The following is a 25,532-nucleotide window of genomic DNA, read 5'->3' as shown; positions in this document are numbered from 1 at the left end:
GACACTTAAACCTAGCGCACCGAGACGCAAACCTGGCTTTGGAACCACAAGTCGAACGCAATGCCGGCAACCGCCCATTTGCCCAACTCCAGGCCATGGTCGAAACTGCCGAGGTCTTTCGGCGGCCCCAGGTAAAACTCCACCTCGCTCAACTGCAATCCTGTCACCAAGGCACCGAGCGTCTTTCCGTCGATGGCTTGGCCACTATTCACCCTGGCCGACAACGCTTGCGCGCAGCGGTTGGCGTTTTCGGCGCTCGCCTTGAACTGCGCAAGCGACTCTATATAGTCCCCGGCCGTTACATATAGGTGGAGGCAACGGCAACAAACGGCGATCGCATCGCGCGCGAGCGCCCCGCAATCGCGTAAAGGGAAACCGCACACAAAACAATCGCGAACCCCGGATCCCCTTGCCATTGCATTCAAATCGATATCGAAACAACCAATATCCTGTACGCCTCGGGCCTGCTCGATCTTGCTGGCCAGCGAGTCGAAATCGACAATCCTGTTTTTCGGCATCGCCCTGCCCTCGCTTACTCAAGCCGCGGTTCGGTGCGGCTCCAATTCGATACGGCTCCGCCAAGCCGGCAGGTTACCCCCACAGGGCGCAAGCGACGACAGCCGCCCGCTCACGCAGCGGCCCGCGCGGGCGCATAATCGCCCCAGGCGCACGGCTCCGGCCGCGCTGCGCCGCCACCTAGCGAGGGACAGATCATGAGCAAGGGCATGGACCGCAAGAAGGACACCAAGAAGAAACCGGCCAAGACCATGAAGGAAAAGCGCGCCGAAAAGAACGACAAGAAGACCACCAAGGGCTTCGCCCCGGTCTGACCCGCGATGGGGCCCATCGGCCCCGATCCCGGTCCAGGCGGTGGCAGCGACGATCGCCGCCACCGCCGGCCCGGTGCGCTCAGGTCCGCGCCAGCAGCGGGAAACGGCTGGGCTGGGCGGAAATCGTCAGATTGCGCACGAACAGGCCGGCGTCGTCCTCCAACTCGACCGCCCTGGCCCGCGGCCACCAGCGCTCGGGCGTGAAGGCCAGACGCACACCATGGACCGGCCGGTCGATCAGGCGCGCGATCGCCGCCGGCAGATCGAACGCCGCGTCCGCGAAGACGTCCTCGATCAGCAGCACCCCGTCTTCGATCCCGGCGAACACCCAAGCCGCATCGTCCAGCCTGCGCAGCGGGCTGGCAAAAGCGTTGGCGGCGTACCAGCTGGCGATGCGGCCGTAGTCGCGGTCGCGGCTTGCGCCGCTCCTACAGGGAGACCATGGGAGTACGGCTGCTGGCTGTAGGAACTGCGCGAGCTGCGACCGTGAATCGGCGACCTTGCGCGGGATTCGCAGTAGTCGCGCTGGCGCGGTCGCGGCCTGCGCCGCTCCTACGGGGAGGTCGTGGGGGTACGGTCGGCGGACGTGGTTACGAGCTGCACGACAGCATCGAACATCCGGCCTTTTCTCGCGCCCAGTCGGGGCGCTTGGCGGCGAAGGCTTCGCGGCCGGGCTGATCCTCATAAGACCGACGCATGACCTCGAGCAGTTCGTGCACGCCGCCCGGATCGCCCTGTTCGGCGCGGTCGATCGCCTGTTGGGCCAGATAATTGCGCAGCACATAGCGCGGGTTCGCGGCGTTCATGCGGGCGACGCGTTCGCCATTTGGCCAGGCGTCGGCGCGTGCCCGTTCGGCATAACGCGCCAGCCAGTCGCGCAGAACCGGCGCACCGGCCTGGGCCTGGGCCGGGTCGTAATAGGCATCGGCGAACACCTCGGCGTCCGGTGTATCGGACTCGATCGCCACCCGCGACAAGGCGCGGAAGAAGATCGTCATATCCACTTCATGCCGTTGCAGCCAATCGCGCAACTCCTGCATGAGTTCGACATCGCCGTCGCCGCACTCGCGCAGCCCCAGCTTGGCGGCGATGCTCTCGCGTTCGGCCACGTTGTAGGCCTCCACGTAACCGCGCAGCCCGTCCTGCAGCGCTTCCACCGGCACCAGCAGGGACAAGGCGCCGGCCAGGCGGCTGAGATTCCAATACGCGACCTGCGGCTGCTGGCCGTAACGGTAACGACGGCGTCCGGCGTCGGTGGTGTTGGGGGTCCAGTCGGGATCGTAGTTGTCGATCCAGCCGTAAGGGCCGTAGTCGATGGTCAGCCCGAGGATCGACAGGTTGTCGGTGTTCATCACCCCGTGCACGAAACCGACCCGCATCCAATGCGCCATCAGCACCGCGGTGCGCTCGCACACTTGCGCGAACCAGGCCGCGTACAGGGCCTCGCCTTCGCCGTGCAGATGCGGAAAATCGCGGGCGATGCACACATCCACCAACCGTCGCAGCAAGGCGTTCTCGCCGCGCGAGGCCGGCAGTTCGAAATTGCCGAAGCGGATGAACGACGGCGCGACCCGGCATACGATCGCGCCGGGTTCGGCCTGCGGATGGCCGTCGTAGAACATGTCGCGGACCACCGAATCGCCGGTCCCGACCAGGCTCAGCGCGCGCGTGGTCGGCACGCCCAGGTGGTGCATCGCCTCGCTGCACAGGAACTCGCGGATCGACGAGCGCAACACCGCGCGGCCGTCGGCGCTGCGCGAATACGGGGTCGGCCCGGCGCCCTTGAGTTGCAGTTCCCAACGCCGGCCGTCGGCGTCGATCGCCTCGCCCAGCGATATCGCGCGGCCGTCGCCGAGCTGCCCGGCCCATTGGCCGAACTGATGGCCGCCGTAGTTGGCCGCGTAAGGCAGCATGCCCGGCAACAGCGCATTGCCGCCGAACACCTCGGCGAACTCGGCGCTGGCCACCTCGGCGTCGCTGAAGCCCAGGACCGCGGCCATTTCGGCCGAATGCGCCAGCACCCTGGGCGCGCTCACCGGCGTCGGATCGACCCGCGAATACGCCGCCTCGAACACTTGGCGCACGCCGGGACCGGTGTCCGGATCGCCCGGCAATTCGCGGACGAAGGCATTGTCGAATCGCAGTGCGTGCATGGAAGTCCGCTGTTCGGCCGTGCCGGCCGCTGAGCCTGAAATGGGTGCCGAGCGCCGGAAATCCAAGCCGTCGCCGCGTCCGCTCAACTCAACAGCGAATACGGCCCGCCCTTCTCCAGTGCGCGCTGATAGGCCGGCCGCGCGCGGATGCGTTCGACGAAGGCCTGCATGCGCGGCCGCTGACCGCCCGCGCGGGCGGCGGCGGCTTCCACCGGGAAACTCATCTGGATGTCGGCGGCGGTGAAACGATCGCCGGCGAACCAGGACCGCTGAGTCAGCTCGCTTTCGATGTAGTCCAGATGCAGCGCCAACTGCGGCCCCACGAACGTGGACATCGCCTTGTCGGCGATGCCGCGCGCGACCGGTTTGACGAAGAACGGCATCGGCGCCTGCTTCAGCCGCGAGAACACCAGGCTCAGCAGCAGCGGCGGCATCGCCGAGCCTTCGGCGTAGTGCAGCCAGTAGCGATAGCGCATGCGCTCCTCGCCATCGAGCGGATGCAGCGGCGGCGAAACCAGATGCTCGCTGTCGTAGCGCTCGGTCAGGGTTTCGATGATCGCGGCCGACTCGGCCAACACCTGCCCGTCGAGCTCCACCACCGGCGACTTGCCCAGCGGATGGATCGCGCGCAACGCCTTCGGCGCCAGCATGGTCTTGGGATCGCGCTGATAGCGGATCACCTCATAGGGCAACTGCAGTTCCTCCAACAGCCACAGCACGCGCTGGGAGCGGGAATTGTTGAGATGGTGGACCTTGATCATGTGCGGCCAGCCCGAATGCGGTGAGGCCATGGTACGGGATAGGGTGTGAGCGCAGATGCTGGGTCGCGGCTACGGGTATAGGCTTATCGCCCCCATCATTCCGTCGAAAGCCGAATCCATTTCGCTGTCGCTGTCGCTGAGATTTTGCTTTGGCTCTAGGCTTGGCGGCGCAACTGACTCGCGATGGCAGTTAGTCAACAGTGCTCACCCCTTCCGTACCGCAATCCGCGCGCTCGCCGCCACCACCACCAAGGCCACACCCAGCGCGGCGAACGCCAGCGGCAGACTGCTGACCTTGGCGATCCAGCCGATGCCGGCCGGTCCGACGAGAATTCCCGCATAACCCAAGGTGCTGATCGCCGACACCGCCGCGCCGGCCGACATCGCCTTCTGATTGCCGGCGGCGCTGAACAGGATCGGCACGATGTTCGAACAACCCAAGCCGACCAGGGCGAAACCCAGCAAGGTCGTCGACGTCCACGGCAGCAACGCGGCCAACAGGAAACCCGCGGCCGCGCAGGCGCCGCCCAAGGCCAGCACCGGGCGCGGACCGAAACGCTGCACGATGCGGTCGCCGTTGAAGCGGCCCACCGTCATCGCCAACGCGAACAAGGCGTAGCCCATGCCGGCCACGCTGGGCTGCACGCCGCGGCCCGACACCAGCAACAGCGCGCTCCAGTCCAGCATCGCGCCCTCGGCCAGGAACACGATGAAACACAGCACGCCGAGCAGGATCACGATGCCGTGCGGCAACACGAACATCGAACCGCCATGGCCGTCGTCGCCGTAACGCAGCAGGCCGCGACTGCCGAACAGCATCAGCAGCGCCAACACCACCGCCACGCTCATCGCCGCGACCAAAGGCGTGGCCTGCGCCCACAGCAAAACGCTGACCAGGCCCGCGCCGGCGATGCCGCCGACGCTGAAGAACCCATGAAATCCCGACATCAGCGCGCGGCCGCTGGCCTTCTCCACGATCACCGCCTGGATGTTGATGGCGACGTCGATGGTGCCGATCGCCGCGCCGAACACGAACAAGGTCAGCGCCATCGCCGGCAGCGTGGAAAAATGCGCGAGCAATGGCAGGGTCGCGCACACCACCGCGCTCGCCAACAGGATCACCCGCCGACAACCGTAACGCCCGGCGATCGCGCCGGTCAGCGGCATGGTCACCAGCGAGCCCGCCCCGAGAGCGAGCAACAGCCAGCCCAGCATGCCCTCGTCCACGCCGGTGCGCGCTTTCGCGTACGGCACCAAGGGCGCCCACGCGGCCATCGCCAAGCCGGCAATGAAGAAGGCGATACGGGTGGACAGTCGTTCGGCTGCGCCGATGGAAGCAAGATCGGCGCGTTGCGTCGGCGCGACCGTGCCGGCCGTCGCGTTGGACTCGGATTCGCTCATGGGGGTTTCGGACTCCGGTGCGGGATTGAACCTGTTGGGTTGAACCTGTTGGGTTGAATCGATGAAGCGATGGATCGAAGAATCGGTTGCGCGGATCGAAAAGCGTCGGGGCTGAAGCCCCTCCCACAAAAGACCTCGCGACGGCATTCCTTCCCCCTGAAATTTCGAATCCCCCACCAGACACCACGTACGAGGGCGGAACTAAACCTCAACGGCTTTTGATCTGACGCAGCGAGTGATTCAGCGCCACGAAGTCTTTTGTGGGAGGGGCTTCAGCCCCGACGCTTTCCTCACAGCCGCCGCGCTCACTCCGCCAACGCCCGCGTCACTCGCACACCCAGCTTCGCGAACGCCTTGGCCTGCGCCGGGTCCGCGCCATGCTCGATCACCAGCGCATGCAGATCCTCGGCCGGCACCACCGCATACGGCCCGGCGGTGCCGAGTTTTTCGTCGGTCGCCACCGCGACCACCGCGCGGCTCATCGCCGCGACCGCTTGCTTGAACTGCGCATCCTCGTAGCCCAGCGCACTGACGCCGGCATCGACGTCCACGCCGCACACGCCGAGGAAATACAGATCGCTGCGGATCGCCTCGGCATCGCGGATCGCGCCGCTGCCCAGGCTGGCACCGATACGCGTGTCAACGCGGCCGCCGATCACGATCAGTTCCAAGTCCTCGCGCTGCGCGATCACGACCGCGATGACCGGCGCGTTGGTCACCACGGTCAGGCCGTAACCGCGCGGCAGGGACTGGGCGATGGCGGTATTGGTCGAACCGGCATCCAGAAACACCACCTGCCCACGCTCGATCAGCCCGACCGCCGCGCGCGCCAACGCCGCCTTGCGCGCCGGCGCCTGGGTCTGGCGCACCGCGATGGGGCCGTTGTCCGGCGCCAGCGGCAGCGCGCCGCCGTAGACGCGCCGGCACTGCCCAGCCGCGGCCATCTCGCGCAGATCGCGGCGGATGGTGTCGTGGGAAACGTCCAGTTCGCGCGCCAGATCCACCGCGATCACCCGGCCCTGGGCCAGCAAGCGGTCGAGGATCAGGCGATGGCGTTGCTGGGGCAGCAGTTCTTCGGCCGACATGGCGGGCTCAATCGTTAATGATTGAGTCCAATTGTGCATAATCGTGCAAATAGAGCAAGCGACCTCGGGACGAACCGGCCGATTCGGCACAGCGGCGTGTGATTGGTTGCCGATGGTGAGCGCCGGGATGCAACGCGCCTAAAGCCGCTGGATTCCCGCATTCGCGGGAACGACGGCCTCATAGACGCGTCGGCGTCGCGCCCGGGCGACTGCGTGTTTCGCGCATTTCGCCGTTTTCGATGCGGCAAACGCGCATTGCCGGGTCGCTCGCGCAAGTGCAACCGCAACGCCGCGCCGCATGAAAACAGGCGTTTTCGCCGCTATCCTCGCCGGTCCGCCAGACCAAGAGCCATCGCTCCACATGCATGCGAGTAAACTGGTCGGTCTTCCGACCGGCCCCGCCGGCGCTGCTGGAGCCTCGTCATGAGCGCCGACATGCCCAATACCCCTTCCGAAACCCCGTCCGAGGGCCCCGCCTCGCCCAAATTCACCGATCTGGCCCTGTCCGCGCCGTTGCTGCGCGCGCTGGCCGACGTCGGCTATGAGTCGCCCTCGCCGATCCAGGCCGCGACCATTCCGCCGCTGCTGGAAGGCCGCGACGTGCTCGGCCAGGCCCAGACCGGCACCGGCAAGACCGCCGCGTTCGCGCTGCCGATCCTGGCCCAGATCGATCCCAAGCAGTTCAAGCCGCAGGCGCTGGTGCTGGCGCCGACCCGCGAGCTGGCGATCCAGGTCGCCGAAGCGTTCCAGAAGTACGCCACCCATCTGCCCGGTTTCCACGTGCTGCCGATCTATGGCGGCCAGAGCTATTACCCGCAGCTGCAGGCGCTCAAGCGCGGCGTGCACGTCGTGGTCGGCACGCCCGGTCGGGTGATCGATCACCTTGAGCGCGGCTCGCTGGATCTGTCCGAACTGCGCTGCCTGGTGCTCGACGAAGCCGACGAAATGCTGCGCATGGGCTTCATCGACGATGTCGAGTCGGTGTTGAAGAAGACCCCGGAAACCCGCCAGGTGGCGTTGTTCTCGGCGACCATGCCGTCGCAGATCAAGCGCATCGCCCAGACCTATCTCAAGAGCCCGGTCGAGATCGCGATCAAGTCGACCACCACCACCGCGGCCAACATCCGCCAGCGTTACTGGTCGGTCAGCGGCGTGCACAAGCTCGATGCGCTGACCCGTATCCTGGAAGCCGAATCCTTCGACGCGATGATCGTGTTCGCGCGCACCAAGCTGGGCACCGACGAATTGGCTGAAAAGCTGCAGGCGCGCGGCATCTCCGCCGCTGCGATCAACGGCGACGTGCAGCAGCAGCAGCGCGAGAAGACCATCCAGAACCTCAAGGAAGGCAAGATCGACGTGCTGGTCGCCACCGACGTGGCCGCGCGCGGTCTCGACGTGGACCGCATCAGCCACGTGCTGAACTACGACATCCCGTACGACACCGAAAGCTACGTCCACCGCATCGGCCGCACCGGCCGCGCCGGGCGCAAGGGCGAGGCGATCTTGTTCGTGACCCCGCGCGAGCGCGGCATGCTGCGCGCGATCGAGCGCGCTACGCGCCAGCCGATCGAAGCGATGGAACTGCCGAGCGTGGAGACGGTCAACGAACAGCGCGTGTCGCGCTTCCTCGGCCGCATCACCGACGCGCTGGAAAGCACCGATCTGGGCCTGTTCCGCGACATGATCGAGCGCTACGAGCGCGAGAAGAACGTGCCGGCGGTGGAAATCGCCGCGGCGCTGGCCAAGCTGGTGCAAGGCGACAACCCGCTGCTGCTGACCCCGCCGCCGGCGCAGCCCAAGTACGCGCGCGAAGAACGCGACGGTCCGCGCGAGCATCGCGGCCAGGCCACGCGCAAGTTCAACGAGCGCGACAACGCTTCCAATTCCGGAGCGCATCGCCAGGATTCGCGCTCGGACTCGCGCTCGGACTCGCGTTCCGATTCGCGTCCTGAGGCGCGTCCGCCGCGCGATTACGACCGCCCTTCACCGGCGCCCCGCCACGACGAGCGCCAGTACACGCCGCCGAGCGCGACGCGTCCGCCGGTCAACAACGCCGAATCCTTCTTCGACGACGAAGCGCCCGCACCGCGCCCCGAGCGCAGCGAGCGTTCGCACGAGCGCGGTGCGCCGCGCGAGGCCGAAGTCGGCATGGAGACTTTCCGCATCGAAGTCGGCCACAGCCACGGCGTGCAGCCGGGCAACATCGTCGGCGCGATCGCCAACGAGGCCGACCTGGAAAGCCGCTACATCGGCCGCATCGACATCCGCGACGAGTACACCCTGGTCGATCTGCCCGAGGGCATGCCGCGCGAGCTGATGGAGCATCTGAAAAAGGTGCGCGTGTCCGGTCACCCGTTGCGCATCCAGCGCGCCACGCCGGGCGATACCGAAGGCGGCCGTTCGCCGCGTCCGGGTGGCCCGCGCGGCCCAGGCGGCCCGCGTCCGGGCGGTCCGCGCCCGCACAGCGGCGCCCCGCGCCCCGGCGGCCCGCGTCCGCCGCACGGCGGGCCGAAGAAGTCGTTCAAGCCGCGTACGCCGCGGTAACAGCGCCAGGACGAAGTCGCCCTGGCGTTGCCAGCCGCCCTCGCGAATGTGCGGGCGGCCTGTGCACATTAACGATGACAGGCACGAGGTCTTTTGTGGGAGGGGCTTCACCCCGACGCTTTCCGGGCGGATCGCTGTGGTCCCAGGTAGAGCGTCGGGGCTGAAGCCCCTCCCACAAAAGACCTCGATTGCCGCGAGCAGGCTGGATGCTCAAGCGGGAGACCGAGCGCAGCTCAGAGCGAAGGCCATAAGCCCGACCTCGCGCAGCGGCGCCAGGATTTGGCATAGTCGCAGGCGTAATCCGCAACGCCGCCGCTCATGTCCCGCATCCTGGTCTTCCAACACGTCGCCGCCGAACCGCTGGGTACGCTGGATCCGCTGATCCGTCGCCGCGGCCATCGCATCCGTTTCACCAACTTCGACCGCGATCCCGATGCGCAACCCAACGTCGACCGGTATCGCGGCCTGATCGTGCTCGGCGGACCGATGAACGTCGAAGACCAGGCCGCGCGCCCGCACCTTCGCACCGAGCTGCTGGCCATCGAACGCATGCTCGAACAAGGCAAACCCGTGCTCGGCATCTGCCTGGGCGCGCAGTTGCTCGCGCACGTACTCGGAGCGCCCGTGCGCAAGCACCATCGGCCGGAAATCGGCTGGTATCGGCTGCAGCCCACGCAAGCCTGCGCCGCCGATCCGGTGCTCGCACCATTGGCGCAGGCCGCGCCGGTGTTCCAATGGCACCGCTACAGCTTCGAAATACCGCAAGGCGCGCAGCATCTGGCCCGCACCGACAGTTGCGAGCAGCAGGCGTTCCGCTGGGGCGAAAGCGCGTACGGCTTCCAGTTCCATCTGGAGATGGACGTACCGCTGATCGAACGCTGGCTGGCCAATCCGGTCTATCGCCAGGAACTGGCCGAACTCGGCCACGACACCAGCGAAGCGGCGATCCGCGCGCAGACCGCCGAGCATATCCAGGCCATGCAAACGCGCGCGGATGCGGTGTTCAACAATTTCCTGGACCTGGTCGGACGGCCCCAGCGGCGCTTCACCCTGCCTTCGCGCGAGTGGGTTTGAGCGAGCGGGTCGAAGCATGTTCGGCCAGCGTTGCATAACGGCAACCCGTTGCCGTGCCACGAACTCGCGCAATTCCCTCAAGTGCCCCCGTAGGAGCGGCGCAAGCCGCGACCGCGAATTCACAACGATTGCGTACGCTTCGACGCAGCTGTGTTGGCGCGGTCGCGGCTCGCGCCGCTCCTACAGGTAGCCCATGCGGTAGCCAAGGAATCTCGGGTATTCGAACCGACCACCGCGCTCCGCCATCGCACACCCGGCGCGCTACAAACTCAGCCCGCTTTCGAACCGCCGCTCGCTTCCGTCGATCGGATCGACGAACGCCAATCCGCGCGCCAACAGCTTCAACGGCCGCGAAAAATCGTCTTCAGCCTGCTCGGCCAGAGGATAGAAGCGGTCGTTGAGAATCGGCGCACCCAGTGCGGCCATATGCACGCGCAGCTGATGCTTGCGTCCGCTGACCGGCTCTAGCGCGTAACGCCACACATCCGCGCCGCGCTCGATCACATCGATACGCGTTTCGCTGTTCGCCTCGCCTTCGGCCTCGCGCATCAAGAAGAAGGGCTCGCCCGCGAGCAACCGCGTGCGCCGCAGCAGCGGGAACTGCCACTGCGCAAGCGGCCGCGCCAAGGCTTCGTAGCGTTTGCGGATGCGCCGCTCGCGGAACAAGGCCTGATAGGCACCGCGCGTGGCCGGATCGCGCGAAAACAGCACCACGCCGGCGGTCCCGCGGTCGAGCCGGTGCAACGCGACGAGATCGGCTTCGCCATACCGCCGCCGCAAACGCCCCAGCAGGGTTTCCTCGACGAAGCCGCCGGCAGGAACGACCGGCAGGAAATGCGGTTTGTCGACCACCAATAGGCGTTCGTCGCGATACAGCACGCGCTCTTCGAACGGAATGACCGGTTCTTGTTCGACTTCGCGGAAATAGCCGATCTCCATGCCGACGCGATAAGCGGTGTCGGCCGTCAGCGGCTCTCCCTGCGCATCGAGCACCCGGCCACGCGCGAAACGATCGAGCCAGACCTCGCGGGCGATCGCCGGAAACCGCGCGCACAGCCCGTCGAGCAAGTTCGTCCACGGCCCGGGCGGCAGTTGCAGACGGCTGGGCGCGGCGGCGGGAGCATCGTGACGGGGCATGCGCGCATTTTCGCCGATCCTGGGCGAAAACCGGGCGTGCGAGCGGACGAAAGTCCGGTCCACACGCCGTTTGCGCCGCTTTGCCCGCACCATTCAGGCCGCCTTGGCCCGAAACCGGGCGCCGGGCCCGCCAGGAGCTAGAATGCGCGCTGTTTTTCCAGCAGGCATGCCCATGGCGCCCAACGCCACCATCGTCAAGATCGAACTGCAAATCAGCGACATGGACCGGCATTACTACGCCGCCCATGCCCTCACCCTGGCTCAACATCCCTCGGAAACGCCGCAGCGTTTGATGGTGCGCATGCTGGCTTTCGCCCTGAACGCGCACGAGCGCCTGGAATTCGGCCCGGGGTTGAGCAGTGAGGACGAACCGGATCTGGCGCTGCGCGATTACACCGGCGACATCGAGTTGTGGATCGATGTCGGGCAGCCGGACGAGTCGCGCATTCGCAAGGCTTGCGGGCGCGCGCGCCAGGTCGTGGTGGTCAACTACGGCGGCAACGCGGCGAATATCTGGTGGGAAAAGAACGTCGCCATCCTGCGCCGCTTGAAGAACCTCACCGTGCTCGACATCGACGCCGCCTCGGTCGAAGCGATGGCCTCGATGGTCGAGCGCAGCTTCCGCCTGGACTGCCAGATCGCCGACGGCGAAGTCGCGCTCAGCAACGACAAGGCCAGCCACACGCTGACGCCGACGGTGCGTCAGGGCCCGGAAGCGCGAGCGGCCTGAGATGGCGGAGGTTTACGACGTCGTCATCGTCGGCGGCGGCGCGGCCGGACTGATGTGCGCGCTGACCGCGGGCCGGCGCGGCCGCCGGGTGCTGGTGATCGAACACGCCAACAAGGTCGGCAAGAAGATCCTGATGTCGGGCGGCGGACGCTGCAACTTCACCAACACCGGCACGACCCCGGCGAATTACCTCTCGGCCAATCCGCATTTCTGCAAATCCGCGCTGGCGCGTTATACGCCGTGGGACTTCATCGCGATGGTCGAGCGTCATCGCATCGCTTATCACGAGAAAGAACTCGGGCAGTTGTTCTGCGACGTGTCGTCCAAGCTCATCGTAAAGATGCTGGTGGACGAATGCCTCGCCGCCGGCGTGCGCATCCAGACCGATTGTTCGATCGACCGCATCGCCCACAACGAAGGCGACAGCGCGTTCCGCCTGCATACCGCGCAGGGCGCTTTTTCGTCGGCATCCCTGGTGATCGCCAGCGGCGGCTTGTCGATTCCAAGCATGGGCGCGAGCGGTTTCGGCTACGAACTGGCGCGCCGCTACGGCCACAACGTGCTGCCCACGCGCGCCGGACTGGTGCCGCTGACCCTCAGCGGAAAACATCAAGAACGTTTGCAGGATCTCAGCGGCGTGGCCCTGCCGGTCACCGCGAGCTGCAACGGCGTGGACTTCAGCAACCAGATGCTGATCACTCACCGCGGCGTCAGCGGTCCGTCGATTCTGCAGATTTCCTCGTACTGGCAGCCCGGCGACGATCTGCGACTGGACCTGCTGCCCGGCGTCGACGCGCTGGAATGGCTGCAAACCCAGCAACGCGAACGGCCGGCGGCGGAGCTCAAGACCGTGCTCGGCGAGACCATTCCCAAGCGTTTCGCCCAGCGCTTGTGCGAGCTGTGGCTGAGCAACAAGCCGATGAAGCAGTACAACCCGCCCGAACTCAAACAGATCGCCGCGACCTTGTCGTCGTGGCCGTTGACCGCGAGCGGCACTGAAGGTTACCGCACCGCCGAGGTCACCCTGGGCGGTGTCGACACCGACGAGGTGTCGTCGAGCACGATGCAGTCCAAGCGCGTGCCCGGTCTTTATTTTGTCGGTGAGGTGATCGACGTGACCGGCTGGTTGGGCGGCTACAACTTCCAGTGGGCCTGGGCGTCGGGCAATGCGGCGGGGTTGGCGGTTTAGTCGCGGCTTGTGGTAGCGCGGGTTTGATGGGGGTTGCGCCGTGGTCGGAGTGTCGTGGTCGCGGCTCACGCCGCTCCTACAGGGTGCCCTGGTAGGAGCGGCGCGAGCCGCGACCGCGAATCCGCGATAACGACGAACCTACAACGCAGCCGCTACATAACGGCCATGCGCCCCTCAATCCTCCAACACCGCCTCGCCGAACAGATCGTGCTCGTCGCTGCCCATGATCTCGACGTCGACGAACTGACCCACACGCAGTTGCGCTTCCAGACCGTTCTGGATCTGCACCAGACCGTCGATCTCCGGCGCGTCGGCCATCGAACGGGCGATGGCGAGATCGCCGTCGATCGCGTCGACGATGCAGCGCTGCACGCTGCCGATCTTGGCTTCGAGCTTGTTCGCGGAAATCTCGGCCTGGCGTTCCATGAAGCGCGCGAGGCGTTCTTGCTTGATGTCTTCATCGACCGGATCGGGCAGATCGTTGGCCTTGGCGCCGTCGACCGGCGAATAGGCGAATGCGCCCACGCGGTCCAACTGGGCTTCGTCGAGAAAGTCCAGCAATTCTTCGAACTCGGCTTCGGTCTCGCCGGGGAAACCGACGATGAAGGTGCTGCGGATGGCGATGTCCGGTGCGGTCGAACGCCAGCGCTGGATGCGTTCCAAGGTCTTGTCGACCGCGCCTGGGCGCTTCATCAGCTTGAGCACGCGCGGGCTGGCGTGCTGGAACGGGATGTCCAGGTACGGCAGCAGTTTTCCCTCGGCCATCAGCGGAATGATGTCGTCCACGTGCGGATACGGATACACGTAATGCAGACGCGTCCAGATGCCGAGCTCGCTCAGGCCTTCGCACAGCGCCTTCATCCGGGTCTGGTAGCTCTTGCCGCGCCATTCGCGCTGCGCGTACTTGACGTCCACGCCATAAGCCGAGGTGTCCTGCGAAATCACCAGCAGTTCCTTGACCCCGCCCATCGCCAGTTTCTCGGCTTCGCGCAGTACCTGATCGACCGGGCGCGAAACCAGATCGCCGCGCATCGACGGGATGATGCAGAAGCTGCAGCGGTGGTTACAGCCTTCGGAAATCTTCAGATAGGCGTAATGCTTGGGCGTGAGCTTGACGCCGATATCGTTATCGGCCAAACGGCGCGGGACCAGATCGATGAACGGGTCGTGCCTGGGCGGCAACACCTTGTACACCGCGCTCATCACGCTGCCGTAGTCCTGCGGGCCGCTGATCGACAGCACGCCCGGATGCGCCTCGCGGATCAGCTCCGCGCGCTTGCCCAGACAGCCGGTGACGATGACCTTGCCGTTTTCGGCGATGGCCTCGCCGATCGCGTCCAGCGATTCGGTCACCGCCGAGTCGATGAAGCCGCAGGTGTTGACCACCACCACGTCGGCATCGTCGTAGGTCTGGACGATGTCGTAGCCCTCCACGCGCAGTTGGGTGAGGATGCGTTCTGAATCGACCAGGGCCTTGGGGCACCCCAGGCTGACGAAACCGACTTTGGGATTGGCTGGCGCGGGGCTGGCGGAGGACATGCGTCGATAGACCTGAACGAGAGAATCCGTCCGCGGGCGGCGGCCCGGAGGCCGGCGGAACGGATGGGGGCGCGAATTATAGCCTCCGGGGCTAAACTGGCCCCGATTCGAGGTTCATTCGTATGTGGAGCGTCCTCATGGCTGATTGGATCGATCTGGACACCCCTGCCGGACCGGTGCGGGCCTGGCGCGCCGACCCCAGCGGCGTGCCGCTCGGCGCGGTGGTCGTCATTCAGGAGATTTTCGGCGTCAACGCGCATATCCGCGCGGTCGCCGAGCGCTTCGCCCAGGCCGGTTACGTGGCCCTCGCCCCGGCCCTGTTCGATCCGGTCGAACCGGGCGTGGAATTGGACTACGAGCAGTCGGCCTACGCGCGCGGCCGCGAATTGCGCGATCAGGTCGGCTTCGACCGAGCGACCGAGATCGTCGCCGCCGCCGCTCACCTGCTGCAAAGCGAAGGCCTGCGCACCGCCGCGGTCGGCTTCTGCTGGGGCGGTTCGCTGGCGTTCCTGGCCAACCGCCGCCTCGATCTGCCGGCGGTGAGCTATTACGGCGCGCAAACGCTACGGTTTCTGGACGAGCCGGCCCGCGCGCCGGTACCTGCGCCGATTCTGTTCCACTTCGGCCGCCACGACGGCAGCATCCCGCCGGAAGCGATCGAACAGCATCGCCAGGCGCTGCCGCTCGCACCGATCCATGTCTATGAGGCCAGCCACGGCTTCAATCGCGATGTGGGCGGCGCCTACGAGCCGGCCAGCGCGGCGCAGGCCTGGACCCGCACCCTGGATTTCCTCGCGGACAGCCTGAAATGAATCCCTGGCACCTGCATCCGCAATTGGCCGACGACACCCATCCGGTCGCCCAGTTCGAACTGAGCGAACTGCGTCTGATGGACGACGCCAACCACCCTTGGCTGATTCTGGTGCCGCGGGTCGACGGCGCGGTCGAACTGGTCGATCTGGTCGAGGACCAGCAGCTCACGCTGACCCGCGAAATCGCCCGCACCAGCCGCGCGCTGCAGGCCGCGTTCGCCCCGTACAAGCTCAACATCGCCGCGCTCGGCAATCTGGTGCCGCAGTTGCACGTGCACGTGATCGCGCGCTATCGCGAGGACATCGCCTGGCCGCGTCCGGTCTGGGGCATGGCGACGGCGCAGCCGTATTCGCCCGATGCATTGGTGCAACGCATCCGCCGGCTGCAGGACGCGCTGTCGGCGTGAACACCGGGCGACGGACCGTCGCGAACGCGGCGATCGAATTCGAAGCCCTGGCCGACGATGCCTGGTTGCTGCGCCTGGGCAGCGCGATCGACGAGACGATCAACGCGCAAGTGCACGCCTTGAGCGCGCACTTGCGCGCGCAAGCGCCGGCCTGGCTGCGCGACCTGGTGCCGGCCTACGCCAGCGTGGCGGTGTTCTTCGACCCGGCCGCGGTCGATGCGACCGAAGCGCGCGCCTGGCTGCAAGCGCATTGCCTGTCGATGGATGCCGTCGACGGCGCGGCGTCGGGCGAGCGGCGCACGGTTGAGATCCCGGTCGCGTACGGCGGCGAGTTCGGCCCCGATCTGCACGCCAGCGCCGAGCAGCTGGGCCTGTCCGCGCAGGCCTTGATCGCCCGCCACAGCCAAGCCGACTACACCGTGGCGATGATCGGTTTCGCGCCGGGGTTCCCGTATCTGTCCGGACTCGATCCGGCGCTGGCGCTGCCGCGCCTGGCCACGCCGCGCACCGAAGTCGCCGCCGGCAGCGTCGCCATCGGCGGCGCTCAGACCGGCATCTATCCGCGCCCCGGCCCGGGCGGTTGGCGCCTGCTCGGGCGCACGCCGGTGCGTTTGTTCGACAGCGCGCGCGACGCGCCCAGCCTGCTGCAACCCGGCGACCGGGTACGCTTTCGTCCGATCGACGCGAACGAATTCGCACGTCTGCAGGCTGCGTCGTGAGCGCGCCGGCAACGGCCGACGCGGCGGCCTGGATCGAGGTGATCGCACCGGGTCCGCTAAGCCATGTGCAGGACCCGGGCCGCAGCGGCTGGCGCCACCTCGGCGTCGCCCGCAGCGGCGCGCTCGATCCGGCCTGTGCCGCGCTCGCCAATGCCCTGGTCGGCAATGGCGCGGATGCGGCGGTGCTCGAATTCACCTTGCAGGGCCCGAGCCTGCGCCTGCAGCGGCCGCTGCGCATCGCGCTGATGGGCGCGGCCTGCGAAGCGCGCTTCGAAGGCCAGTGGCTGCCGTCGGCGCGCCCGATCGATCTGCCGGCCGGCAGCTTGAGCCTCGGCGGCATGCGCACGGGCGCACGCGCCTGGCTGGCGGTGCGAGGCGGGCTGGACGTGCGCCGGGTGCTCGGCAGTCGCGCCACCGATCTGCGCGGCGGATTCGGCGGCATCGACGGACGCGCCTTGCGCGCCGGCGACCGTCTGCCGGTCGGCGCGCACGATGCGGTCGACACGGCGGCGCCGCGGATGCCGTCGTGGTGGATCGATCCGGAGTTCGCCCACGACCCGCAGGCGCCGATCCGTTATCTGGCCAGCCACGCCCCCGGCCTGGGCGAACTCGCCGCCCGGTTCGGGCAACAGTCCTGGCGGGTCGATGCCGCCAGTAACCGCCAGGGCCTGCGCCTGAACGGCGACGCCCTCGCCGCGCCGGAGTCCAGCGGGCTGTCGGAACCGGTCGCGCCGGGCACGATTCAGTTGCCCGCCGACGGCCGGCCGATCGTGCTGCTGGCCGACGCGCAAACGGTCGGTGGATACCCGCGCCTGGGCCATGTGATCGCCGCCGATCTGCCGCGCCTGGCGCAGGCCCGGCCGAACGCGCCTTTGTATTTCCGCGCCTGCGACGCTGGCGAGGCGGCCGCGGCCGCGCGTCGTGCGCGTGCGGAACTGGCGCGACTGCGGCTGGCGATTGAGGCGCGGCTCGACCGCTGACGACGGTTCGGCCGAGCGCGCGGACGGGCCGGCATACGCTCACGCCTTCGGATTTGGAAACGACGCGGCAGGCGCGGCCCAGCGCAAACCCAAGCTATCCGACAAGCGGCGGTGGCGCTCGCGCCGAGACCCGACCGATCCGCCGGATTTCGGGTGCCGGACACTACCGATTCGCCCATCTTGCGGCGACACCGCTGCATCGCGCTCGACGGAGGATTGCGCCCGTTTACACGCCCGCTGAGCCGTTCGTCGCCTCAATCAACACAATAGATACAATTTGCGCATCATAAGTACGCACTTCACCACGCATGCATGTGCACTGTGACGCTGGACATCGCAAACACCCCGATCTAATGGACGCGGAAATCGCCAAATAAGGCAAAATCCGGACATGTCAGAAACAGATCGCAGCCGTCCCGACCCCTCCTCCGATCCCGGAAGCGCCGATATGGCGTCCTTGTCCGAGGCGGCTTTGGATTCGATCACCGAGCTTATCCATCAGGCCCAGAACGGACGCGCCGGCGCCTGGGATCGCGTCTACGCGGCGCTGTACCAGGAACTGCACCGGCTCGCGCGGATGCAGATCCGGCAACGCTGGAAAGGCGGCGAACGCTCGCCGACTTCGCTGGTCAACCGCACTTGGCTGCGTTTGAGCCAGGCCACCTTCAACGTCAACGACCGCGCCCACCTGATCAGCGTGCTGGTGCACGCGATGCGCTACGCGCTGATCGACGAAACCCGTCGGCTGCTCACGGAAAAACGCGGCGAAGGCCACCAGTCCGTGTCGCTGGACGAGGACGACGCCGGCCTGGCCTACGACGCGCGGCTGGAACAACTGCTGATGATCGACCAGGCCCTGGACCAGCTGGCCGCGGCCGAACCGCGCCTGGGCCTGCTGGTGGAGCTGCGTTACTTCGGCGGCATGACCGACGAGGAAGTCGCGCAGGCGCTGGGCGTCACCGACCGCACCGTGCGCCGCGATTGGCGTCGCGCGCGCGCCTTCCTGTCGAGCACCCTCGGCGAGCACGGCGAACAAGACGACTGACGACCTGCTCGCGCCGCAGCGCCCGCGCGCGCCTGGACTTTCAAGATGACGCAAGACGACAAGATCCGCGCGCTGCCGGTGTTCGACGAGTACCTCGATCTATCCGAGTCGGCGCGCGAACGCATGCGCGCGGATTTGCAACGGCGCGACCCGCAACTGCTCCGCGCCCTGGAAACACTGCTGCAAGCCGATGCCGCGACCAGCGCGTTGGACACCGCACCGGTCGAACTGCTGGCGCAGGCGCGCGCGACCGACCCGGCACCGGCGCGCGAGGATCCGCGCATCGGCACGCGCCTGGGCGCATGGCGGATCGACGGGCTCATCGCCGAGGGCGGCATGGGCACGGTCTATGCCGCCCATCGCGACGATGGCCAGTACCAACAACGCGCGGCGCTCAAATGCGTGCGCGCCACGCTGGCCACGTCCGAACTGCTGCAGGCCTTCGTCGCCGAACGCAATCATCTGGCGCGGCTGGAACATCCCGGCATCGCCACCCTGCTCGACGGCGGCGTCGGCGAGGACGGCCATCCCTGGTTCGCAATGCGCTATGTGAACGGCATGGCCATCGACGTCTGGTGCGATCGCCAACGCAGCAGCGTGGGCGAACGCGTCGACCTGCTGATCCAGGTGTGCGAGGCCTTGAGCTACGCGCATGCGCAAGGCATCGTCCACCGCGACATCAAGCCGCCCAACGTGCTGGTCAGCGCGGACGGACGCGCGCATCTGGTCGACTTCGGCATCTCCTCGCACTTCACCGGCGACGACAGCTTGCGCGAACCGATCGCGGTCACGCCCGACTACGCGGCGCCGGAAGCGCGCCAGCACGGCGTGCACGCGCCGGCAGCCGACCTGTATGCGCTCGGGGTGCTGAGCTATCGATTGCTGTGCGGGCAATGGCCGCTGCCGTTGAACCGTCTGCGCGACCTGATCCCGCTGTCGATCGGCGAGCCGTTGCCGATGGACGCGCTGCTCAAGGACGCCAGCGAAACGATCGCGCACCAGCGCGGCGCGCGCGACCTCGCCGTGCTGCGACGCGAGCTGTCCGGCGATTTGTCGGCGATCGCGCTCAAGGCGGTGGCCACCCGACCGCAGGACCGCTATCCCAGCGTCGACGAATTCGGTCGCGATCTGCGGCGCTGGCGCGAGCACCGCCCGATCGGCATCCGCCCCGGAGGACCCTGGTCGCGGGTGCGAAAGTGGCGGCGGCGCAATCCCGCCGCGGCGCTGCTGGGCACGGTGCTGATGCTGGCGATGGTGGCCGGGACCGGCCTGTCGCTGTGGCAACGGCGCCAGGCCGCGCGGGAAGCCGAGGCCACCCAGGCGGTGAGCCAACTGTTCGCATCCACCCTGGGCAGCGCGACCTTGTCGGGGCTGGGCAACACGCCGTTCTCCTCGCGCGCCTTGCTGGAGAAAACCGAGCGCGAGATGGCCAAGCTTCCGCTGGACGATCAGCCCGCCTTGCGCGCGCGCAGCCTGGCGACGCTGGCGCGCAGCTACGCGATGATCGGCGACTACGCCTATGCCGCGCGCCTGACCGAACAGGCGCAACGGATCGGTGCGGATCGCGACAACGACGGCTTCATCGCCGCAACCCGCGTGGCGATCCTCAATATCCGGTCCGACTACGCCGACGCCGCGTCCCTGGCATCGGCGCGGATCGCCGAGCTCGGCAACAGCGACTCCGCGCAAGCGCGCGTAATCCGCGTCACCTTGCTCGGCGAGCTGGCGATGGCGCAGTGGGGCCAGGGCACGACCCCCACGGCGTTGCGCACGCTGGACCTGGCGTTCGATCAGGCCCAATCGCTCGGCCCTGGACACGAGGAAATCCAGGCGCAGTTGTTGATCTTGCGCGCCCGTTTCCGCAGCCGCCTGTTGCGCTTCGATCAGGCCGAGGACGACGCGCGACGCGCGATCGCGCTGGTCGAGCACACCAACCCGATCCTGGCCGACGATGCGCGCGAACGCCTGATCTTCATTCTCAGCTGGAAAGTCGGCGCCGGCAGGATTCCGTTGGCGCAGCAGTTGCTGGCCAACCGGCAACGCACGCTCGGCGAGCGTCATCCCAAGACCGGCCGCGCCTGGGTGCTGCTGGCCTACAGCCAGTTCCCCGATGTGACGAAGGAAACCGTTCTCAAAGGGCGCGAGCTGATCGCCGCCGCCTACGGACGCGAGCACCCCGAGTACGTCGATGCGACGGTCATCGGCCTGCCGATGACGACCCACAATGCGCGCGAAGAATCCGAAGGCTGGGCCTGGGGCCTGCGTGTGCGCGAAAGCAAGTTCGGACCTGATAACGAGCAGGTCGTCGATGCGCGCCGCAACTACGCAATGTCCTTGTTTCGGATTCCGCCCGAAATGCGCCGCCCGGACGACATTCCACGGGCATTGGCCTTGTTGCGACAGACCTTGGACGAAAAACGCCGGGCCGGTATTCCGGCGCCGTTGGAGGAAATGTTCCTGGGCCATTACCTGGGGCACTTTGGCCGCGACGAAGACCTCGAGCAAGCCAGCGCGCTGCTGACTGCCGCCAGACAGGACATGCGCCGTTACTTCAAGCCTACCGACCTGTTTCCGACTCTGACCGAGTTGTTCTGGGACAGGCTGCTGTACCGGCGTGGCCGCTTCGTCGAGGCCGACCGCAACTTCGCGGCCCGGCTCCAGGCCAATGCCGATTGGCTGCGCAGCGACCGCATCGATCCCGAATCGCTGCACAAGAACGAGCGGGAGGCCATTCACGCGGCGCTGTTGTATCGCGCGTTCTATGCCTATCAAACCTGCGACCGTCCCCGCGCCGAGGCCTTCCTGCGGCAAGCGATCGATTTCTCGACGCGAGCGTTCAGCACCGATGCCGGCCCCGCGGATATAGCGAAAAATTTTCTCGACGATCTGCAAAAACGCGGACGGATATCCGGCGTCGATACCGGGGAATTGCTCGCACCGGCCGAGCTCGACACCATGAATCGGCTCGCCCAACGGTGCCCGGCACACTCCCGGCAGTAAATCCCGCGGGCCTGCGCGCGCTGGGTCCACGCACGTCTCGTCCGCACGCGCCTCGCCCGTACGACGGCTTGGGCCCAACCACGACCAAGGGCACTGGCCGTCCCGGGAAAACCCACCGATGATCGGTGCCCGTGCCGTTCCGGCCGCGAACCGTCCTCGCCACTTTCCCTCGCCACTTTCCGGAGAGATACCGCAATGCGTAGCCTGCGTCTGCTGTCGCTGTCTGCCTGTGTCGCCGCCGCGCTCGCCGCAGGCTGCACATCCGAAACCGCCGCACCCGCCGCGTCCGCCGACGCTGCCCGGACCGCAGCCGCCGTCCAACCGGCCGGCGCCGAATGGGGCGCGGCCGTGGACGCGTTCGTGCAAGGCTATTTCGAACATTTCCCGGTCGTCGGCGCCAACGCCGGCAAGCACGAGTTCGACGGCAAGATCACCGATTTCTCGCCCGAGGGCCTGCAGCGCAACATCCAATGGTTGCACCAGCAGCGCGACGCGGTCGCCGCCTTCGGCGACGATCGCCTGGACGCGACGCAGCGCTATCAGCGCGACTACGTGCGCGCGGTGATCGACGGGCAGCTGTTCTGGCAGGAGGAATCGGGCTTCGCCAGCAAGAACCCGAGTTTCTACGCCGGCGACCTGTCGCCGAGCATGTACCTGACCCGCCCCTACGCGCCGCTGCCGCAGCGCATGGCCGCGTTCGTGAGCTATCAGGAAGCCCTGCCCAAGGCCGCCGAACAGATCCGCGGCAACCTCAAGGGCCCGCTGCCGGCCAGTTACATCGAACTGGGCACGATGGTGTTCGGCGGTCTGGCCGAGTTCTTCAAGAACGACGTGCCGCAAGCCTTCGCCGAGGTCAAGGACGACGCGCTGCAGGCGCGGTTCAAGGCCTCCAACGCCAAGGCGATCGAGTCGATGCAGGCACTGGCCGACTATCTGGCCGCGCAGAAACCGCAGGCGACGCAGGACTTCGCCCTGGGCGCGGAGAAATTCTCCAGGATGCTCAAGGCCACCGAGGGCGTGGACCTGCCGCTGGATCAGCTCAAGGCCGCCGGCGAAGCCGATCTGCAGCGCAATCTGGCCGCGTTGAAGGCCGCTTGCGATGAGTACGCCAAGGGCCGCTCGCTCACCCAGTGCATCGACAAGGCCAACGCCGACAAGCCGGCCGGCGGCGCGGTCGAAGGCGCGCGCGCGCAATTGACCGGGCTGCGCCAGTTCCTGGTCGACAAGGATCTGGTCTCGATCCCGGGCACCGAGGAAGCCAAGGTCGAAGAAGCGCCGCCGTTCAACCGCAGCAACTTCGCCTACATCGAGATCCCGGGCCCGTACGAGAAGAACCTGCCTTCGGTCTACTACATCGCCCCGCCCGATCCCAAGTGGCCCAAGGCCGAACAGGACGCCTACGTGCCGGGCAAGGCCGATCTGCTGTTCACCTCGGCGCATGAAGTCTGGCCGGGACACTTCCTGCAGTTCCTGCACGCCAACCGCTCGCAGTGGAAGTTCGCGCAGTTGTTCGTCGGCTATGCCTACGCCGAGGGCTGGGCGCATTACACCGAAGAGATGATGTTCGACGCCGGCCTGGACGGCGCCACCCCTGAAATCCACATCGGCCAGCTCACCAACGCGCTGCTGCGCAACGTGCGTTATCTGTCGGCGATCGGCCTGCACACCGGCGGCATGACCGTTGCCCAGTCCGAGCAGATGTTCAAGGACAAGGCGTTCCAGGATCCGGGCAATGCGCGCCAACAGGCCGCGCGCGGTACCTACGACCCGGCCTATCTGAACTACACGCTCGGCAAGTTGATGATCATGCAACTGCGCGAGGACTGGACCGCCGACCGCGGCGGGCGCGCGGGCTGGAAGGCCTTCCACGATCAGTTCCTGAGCTATGGCGGTCCGCCGATCCCGCTGGTGCGCGGGCAAATGATGGGCGGCGCGGCGCAGGCCAAGCTGTGGACCGCGCCTCAGCCGGCCGCGGCGGGCGCTCCTGCCGCGGCGCCCGCATCGGGTTCGCCTGACAAGCCCGCGGAAAAATAATTCGCCGATTGCGATTCAGAGAAAAGGGCCGCATCGCGGCCCTTTTTTTGTTCGCCCACGCGCCCGACTCAGAAACTGGCGAGCAGACTGAACCCGAACGTGACCTCCGCGGTCGGATACCCGCGCGGCTTGTAGATCGGCGCGCCGGCGAATACGTCGTAGCTCAATCGGCCCCAGTTGCCGCGGATACCGAGTGCGCCGCCGGCCAGTTCATTGCCGATCAGTTCGGCCACCGAGCGCCCGCCGACCCGGCCGTAGTCCACGCCCAGATACAGCTCCGCACCACCCTGCAAGGCCCAGCCCAGATCGTTGCGGATCAGCCAGCCGCGATCGGAGAGCAGACTGGTCTCGCCGTCGAAACCGCGCACCGAGTAACGCCCGCCGATCGCGAAACGATCCTGCGGCGTCAACGGCGTGCGGTTCCACTGCCCGCGGATCAGTCCGACATAACGCAGACTCTGCTCGCTCGTACCGAGCTTGAGCTTGAACGGCGCATTGAGATTGAGTTCGGCGGTATAGAGCTTGAACCGCGAAGTGCCCTCGCCGAACGGCTCCTCCGGCGCATGCATCGAACCGAACGCGCCGGTGCCGTGCTTGTAGGCCAGCGTCGCCTCCAAGGTCGCCTTGCCCACGAACTCCTTGTGATTGACGCTCGCCTCCCAGCCCCCGACCACCCGGCGCTGCACCTGGACTTCGGTGTCGTCGACGAAGTTGTGCGAAGAACGCCGGAACGCCTTCACCGCCATCGCGGTCTTGCGGTGCTGGTCGCGGTAGAGCAATCGCGACAGCTTCACCTCGCCGTTGCCGCTCTCGCCCGAATACACATAAGGCTCGTTGAGACCGGCCACACTCTGGTGGTATTCGCTGCTGGAACCGGTCAGGCTCAGCGCCCAATAACCATACGGCAGCGAGTAATGCGCCGTGCGGCTTTCATTGCCCTTGTCCGCACCGTGAAACAGCGGACTGGCGATCGCGTGGTTGTAGCTGACGTAAAGCAGATCGTTGAGCCCGAACGGATTGTCCAACGACGCGGTCACTCCGCCCTGATTGCGACCGGTCGAATCGGTGCCGCTGTCGTCCGCGCTCAAGGTCAGACGCCATTTGCGCGACTGCACGTATTGCACGACCAGATCGCTGTCGCCGGGCTTGGCGTTCGCCGCCGTCGACGGCTCGATGCGGATATCGGCGTCGGCGGTCGGCGCGCGCTTGAGATTCTCCAGGCCTTGTTCGATATCGCGCAGATTCAACAGATCGCCGGCCCGTGCCGGAATCGCGCTGGCCAACAACGCGGTCGCTCCGAGCAGCGTGTCGGTGGAACCTTCCTTCAAGCGGATCGTCGCGATCCGTCCAGGAATCAAGGTCAAGGTAAGCGTTCCTTTGGACAAATCCTGCGGTGCAGCGAGCACGCGCGTGGTCACCCAGCCGCGTTCGATCACGCGTTGCTGGGCGCGAGCGATCACGACGTTGACGCCCTCCGTACCCAGACAACGCCCGATCGGCGAATCGTCGCCGTCCGGGCCCGACAGATCCTCGACCGCCCACTGAAACTGCGCCGCATGTTCGCCGGTCAACACCACACGATCGATACGGAAACACGGCGTTTCGGAACTCAGGATCTTTTGCGTCGGTGCAGGCGGCGCAGGCTGAGCGCGCTCATCGACCGCGCGCTCGTTCTGCTCTCGCAAAGCCCGTTCGCGCTCCTGTTGGCGTTGCTGTTCGATGATCGGTTGGGGAACGCTGGCTTGCTGCGCAAAAGCGAACAGCGGGCTGGCCAGCAAAGCCACGGCCAGCAGAGTGGTTTTCAAAATGAACTCCCTGATCTTTATCTGATGGTCAGCCCAATGGACATGACGGCTTGCGTTCATTGCAAAGCGGGGCTGCGCAGAACCGGCTGCCCGAAATCCGCCGACTTCTTTCCATCCGCCATCTGATCCGACTGAACCCATCGAATGGCGCCATTATTTTTAATGGCAGCTGCCCCATAGTAAATGCCCACAAAGAAAGCAAGAAATTTGCCTTCCCGGCCAACACCCAACTCCCCGCTTCGAATGCGCCCCGCCTTCCGAACAAGAGAATTGACTGATGACTTCAT

General features: G+C 66.8%; 21 protein-coding genes. 11 read left to right on the top strand and 10 right to left on the bottom strand.

The features are described 5' to 3' along the window. Positions 1 to 11 precede the first annotated feature (11 nt). The 6 genes from ACTOWJ_RS18140 to ACTOWJ_RS18115 all read right to left on the bottom strand — a co-directional run bounded on the left by ACTOWJ_RS18140 (position 12) and on the right by ACTOWJ_RS18115 (position 6,230). Positions 12 to 518, bottom strand: a complete 507-nt coding sequence (locus ACTOWJ_RS18140; protein ID WP_441336011.1) for a hypothetical protein — start codon at positions 516 to 518, stop codon at positions 12 to 14. A gap of 391 nt (positions 519 to 909) precedes the next feature. Further along, positions 910 to 1,158: a hypothetical protein gene (locus ACTOWJ_RS18135; RefSeq protein ID WP_441336010.1), complete on the bottom strand. Its 249-nt coding sequence runs from the start codon at positions 1,156 to 1,158 to the stop codon at positions 910 to 912. Positions 1,159 to 1,420: 262 nt separating this feature from the next. Next, a complete protein-coding gene (locus ACTOWJ_RS18130; RefSeq protein WP_441336009.1) occupies positions 1,421 to 2,983 on the bottom strand; it encodes a protein adenylyltransferase SelO in 1,563 nt (520 codons plus the stop codon). Positions 2,984 to 3,066: 83 nt separating this feature from the next. Next, positions 3,067 to 3,744 (bottom strand): glutathione S-transferase family protein, encoded by a 678-nt coding sequence (locus ACTOWJ_RS18125; RefSeq protein ID WP_441336008.1) that lies wholly within the window; start codon positions 3,742 to 3,744, stop codon positions 3,067 to 3,069. A gap of 204 nt (positions 3,745 to 3,948) precedes the next feature. Further along, positions 3,949 to 5,145, bottom strand: coding sequence for an MFS transporter (locus tag ACTOWJ_RS18120; protein ID WP_441336007.1), 1,197 nt, complete (start codon positions 5,143 to 5,145; stop codon positions 3,949 to 3,951). Between the two features lie 305 nt (positions 5,146 to 5,450). Further along, positions 5,451 to 6,230: a DeoR/GlpR family DNA-binding transcription regulator gene (locus tag ACTOWJ_RS18115; protein ID WP_441336006.1), complete on the bottom strand. Its 780-nt coding sequence runs from the start codon at positions 6,228 to 6,230 to the stop codon at positions 5,451 to 5,453. Between the two features lie 435 nt (positions 6,231 to 6,665). On the opposite strand from ACTOWJ_RS18115, the gene ACTOWJ_RS18110 reads away from it, so the two are divergent. Both ACTOWJ_RS18110 and ACTOWJ_RS18105 read left to right on the top strand, forming a co-directional pair. Then, positions 6,666 to 8,774 (top strand): DEAD/DEAH box helicase, encoded by a 2,109-nt coding sequence (locus ACTOWJ_RS18110; RefSeq protein ID WP_441336106.1) that lies wholly within the window; start codon positions 6,666 to 6,668, stop codon positions 8,772 to 8,774. Positions 8,775 to 9,092: 318 nt separating this feature from the next. Continuing rightward, on the top strand, positions 9,093 to 9,848 hold the full coding sequence (locus ACTOWJ_RS18105; RefSeq protein WP_441336005.1) for a type 1 glutamine amidotransferase: 756 nt from the start codon (positions 9,093 to 9,095) through the stop codon (positions 9,846 to 9,848). Positions 9,849 to 10,109: 261 nt separating this feature from the next. On the opposite strand, the gene ACTOWJ_RS18100 is transcribed toward ACTOWJ_RS18105, so the two are convergent. Next, on the bottom strand, positions 10,110 to 10,985 hold the full coding sequence (locus ACTOWJ_RS18100; RefSeq protein WP_441336004.1) for a pseudouridine synthase: 876 nt from the start codon (positions 10,983 to 10,985) through the stop codon (positions 10,110 to 10,112). A gap of 172 nt (positions 10,986 to 11,157) precedes the next feature. Here ACTOWJ_RS18100 and ACTOWJ_RS18095 point away from each other — a divergent pair, with 172 nt between their 5' ends. Together ACTOWJ_RS18095 and ACTOWJ_RS18090 are read left to right on the top strand one after the other, a co-directional pair. Next, on the top strand, positions 11,158 to 11,715 hold the full coding sequence (locus ACTOWJ_RS18095; RefSeq protein ID WP_441336003.1) for a YaeQ family protein: 558 nt from the start codon (positions 11,158 to 11,160) through the stop codon (positions 11,713 to 11,715). A gap of 1 nt (position 11,716) precedes the next feature. After that, on the top strand, positions 11,717 to 12,904 hold the full coding sequence (locus tag ACTOWJ_RS18090; RefSeq protein WP_441336002.1) for an NAD(P)/FAD-dependent oxidoreductase: 1,188 nt from the start codon (positions 11,717 to 11,719) through the stop codon (positions 12,902 to 12,904). Between the two features lie 174 nt (positions 12,905 to 13,078). Here the strand turns inward: ACTOWJ_RS18090 and rimO are convergent, their stop codons facing one another. Continuing rightward, positions 13,079 to 14,443 (bottom strand): 30S ribosomal protein S12 methylthiotransferase RimO, encoded by a 1,365-nt coding sequence (gene rimO / locus ACTOWJ_RS18085; protein WP_441336001.1) that lies wholly within the window; start codon positions 14,441 to 14,443, stop codon positions 13,079 to 13,081. 137 nt (positions 14,444 to 14,580) lie between these two features. Between rimO and ACTOWJ_RS18080 the strand changes: the two genes are divergently transcribed. The 7 genes from ACTOWJ_RS18080 to ACTOWJ_RS18050 all read left to right on the top strand — a co-directional run bounded on the left by ACTOWJ_RS18080 (position 14,581) and on the right by ACTOWJ_RS18050 (position 23,440). After that, a complete protein-coding gene (locus ACTOWJ_RS18080) occupies positions 14,581 to 15,255 on the top strand; it encodes a dienelactone hydrolase family protein (protein WP_441336000.1) in 675 nt (224 codons plus the stop codon). Then, positions 15,252 to 15,662, top strand: a complete 411-nt coding sequence (locus tag ACTOWJ_RS18075) for an HIT domain-containing protein (RefSeq protein WP_441335999.1) — start codon at positions 15,252 to 15,254, stop codon at positions 15,660 to 15,662. The genes ACTOWJ_RS18080 and ACTOWJ_RS18075 overlap by 4 nt, the downstream gene beginning before the upstream one ends. Then, positions 15,659 to 16,381 (top strand): 5-oxoprolinase subunit PxpB, encoded by a 723-nt coding sequence (pxpB, locus tag ACTOWJ_RS18070; RefSeq protein WP_441335998.1) that lies wholly within the window; start codon positions 15,659 to 15,661, stop codon positions 16,379 to 16,381. Before ACTOWJ_RS18075 ends, pxpB begins: the two co-directional genes overlap by 4 nt. Beyond that, positions 16,378 to 17,361: a biotin-dependent carboxyltransferase family protein gene (locus tag ACTOWJ_RS18065; protein ID WP_441335997.1), complete on the top strand. Its 984-nt coding sequence runs from the start codon at positions 16,378 to 16,380 to the stop codon at positions 17,359 to 17,361. Before pxpB ends, ACTOWJ_RS18065 begins: the two co-directional genes overlap by 4 nt. 448 nt (positions 17,362 to 17,809) lie before the next feature. Continuing rightward, positions 17,810 to 18,406 (top strand): ECF-type sigma factor, encoded by a 597-nt coding sequence (locus tag ACTOWJ_RS18060; RefSeq protein ID WP_441335996.1) that lies wholly within the window; start codon positions 17,810 to 17,812, stop codon positions 18,404 to 18,406. A 45-nt stretch (positions 18,407 to 18,451) separates the two neighbouring features. Further along, positions 18,452 to 21,406: a serine/threonine protein kinase gene (locus tag ACTOWJ_RS18055; RefSeq protein WP_441335995.1), complete on the top strand. Its 2,955-nt coding sequence runs from the start codon at positions 18,452 to 18,454 to the stop codon at positions 21,404 to 21,406. 195 nt (positions 21,407 to 21,601) lie between these two features. Beyond that, positions 21,602 to 23,440, top strand: a complete 1,839-nt coding sequence (locus ACTOWJ_RS18050; RefSeq protein ID WP_441335994.1) for a DUF885 domain-containing protein — start codon at positions 21,602 to 21,604, stop codon at positions 23,438 to 23,440. Between the two features lie 68 nt (positions 23,441 to 23,508). On the opposite strand, the gene ACTOWJ_RS18045 is transcribed toward ACTOWJ_RS18050, so the two are convergent. Both ACTOWJ_RS18045 and ACTOWJ_RS18040 read right to left on the bottom strand, forming a co-directional pair. Continuing rightward, positions 23,509 to 25,305, bottom strand: coding sequence for a ShlB/FhaC/HecB family hemolysin secretion/activation protein (locus tag ACTOWJ_RS18045; protein WP_441335993.1), 1,797 nt, complete (start codon positions 25,303 to 25,305; stop codon positions 23,509 to 23,511). Next, on the bottom strand, positions 25,302 to 25,532 hold the full coding sequence (locus ACTOWJ_RS18040; RefSeq protein WP_441335992.1) for a hypothetical protein: 231 nt from the start codon (positions 25,530 to 25,532) through the stop codon (positions 25,302 to 25,304). The genes ACTOWJ_RS18045 and ACTOWJ_RS18040 overlap by 4 nt, the downstream gene beginning before the upstream one ends.

The sequence above is a fragment of the Lysobacter sp. CA199 genome, assembly GCF_052078715.1.
Lineage (GTDB): Bacteria > Pseudomonadota > Gammaproteobacteria > Xanthomonadales > Xanthomonadaceae > Lysobacter.
Note: the sequence above shows the minus strand (reverse complement) of the source record. Positions and strands in the feature narration are given on the sequence as shown.

Excerpts from the sequence above, each read along its gene's own strand:
- ACTOWJ_RS18140 (WP_441336011.1), bottom strand. The coding sequence starts at position 518 with ATGCCGAAAAACAGGATTGTCGATTTCGACTCGCTGGCCAGCAAGATC.
- ACTOWJ_RS18130 (WP_441336009.1), bottom strand. The coding sequence starts at position 2,983 with ATGCACGCACTGCGATTCGACAATGCCTTCGTCCGCGAATTGCCGGGC.
- ACTOWJ_RS18125 (WP_441336008.1), bottom strand. The coding sequence starts at position 3,744 with ATGATCAAGGTCCACCATCTCAACAATTCCCGCTCCCAGCGCGTGCTG.
- ACTOWJ_RS18120 (WP_441336007.1), bottom strand. The coding sequence starts at position 5,145 with ATGAGCGAATCCGAGTCCAACGCGACGGCCGGCACGGTCGCGCCGACG.
- ACTOWJ_RS18115 (WP_441336006.1), bottom strand. The coding sequence starts at position 6,230 with ATGTCGGCCGAAGAACTGCTGCCCCAGCAACGCCATCGCCTGATCCTC.
- ACTOWJ_RS18110 (WP_441336106.1), top strand. The coding sequence starts at position 6,666 with ATGCCCAATACCCCTTCCGAAACCCCGTCCGAGGGCCCCGCCTCGCCC.
- ACTOWJ_RS18105 (WP_441336005.1), top strand. The coding sequence starts at position 9,093 with ATGTCCCGCATCCTGGTCTTCCAACACGTCGCCGCCGAACCGCTGGGT.
- ACTOWJ_RS18100 (WP_441336004.1), bottom strand. The coding sequence starts at position 10,985 with ATGCCCCGTCACGATGCTCCCGCCGCCGCGCCCAGCCGTCTGCAACTG.
- ACTOWJ_RS18095 (WP_441336003.1), top strand. The coding sequence starts at position 11,158 with ATGGCGCCCAACGCCACCATCGTCAAGATCGAACTGCAAATCAGCGAC.
- ACTOWJ_RS18090 (WP_441336002.1), top strand. The coding sequence starts at position 11,717 with ATGGCGGAGGTTTACGACGTCGTCATCGTCGGCGGCGGCGCGGCCGGA.
- rimO (WP_441336001.1), bottom strand. The coding sequence starts at position 14,443 with ATGTCCTCCGCCAGCCCCGCGCCAGCCAATCCCAAAGTCGGTTTCGTC.
- ACTOWJ_RS18080 (WP_441336000.1), top strand. The coding sequence starts at position 14,581 with ATGGCTGATTGGATCGATCTGGACACCCCTGCCGGACCGGTGCGGGCC.
- ACTOWJ_RS18075 (WP_441335999.1), top strand. The coding sequence starts at position 15,252 with ATGAATCCCTGGCACCTGCATCCGCAATTGGCCGACGACACCCATCCG.
- ACTOWJ_RS18060 (WP_441335996.1), top strand. The coding sequence starts at position 17,810 with ATGGCGTCCTTGTCCGAGGCGGCTTTGGATTCGATCACCGAGCTTATC.
- ACTOWJ_RS18055 (WP_441335995.1), top strand. The coding sequence starts at position 18,452 with ATGACGCAAGACGACAAGATCCGCGCGCTGCCGGTGTTCGACGAGTAC.
- ACTOWJ_RS18050 (WP_441335994.1), top strand. The coding sequence starts at position 21,602 with ATGCGTAGCCTGCGTCTGCTGTCGCTGTCTGCCTGTGTCGCCGCCGCG.
- ACTOWJ_RS18045 (WP_441335993.1), bottom strand. The coding sequence starts at position 25,305 with ATGAACGCAAGCCGTCATGTCCATTGGGCTGACCATCAGATAAAGATC.
- ACTOWJ_RS18040 (WP_441335992.1), bottom strand. The coding sequence starts at position 25,532 with ATGAAGTCATCAGTCAATTCTCTTGTTCGGAAGGCGGGGCGCATTCGA.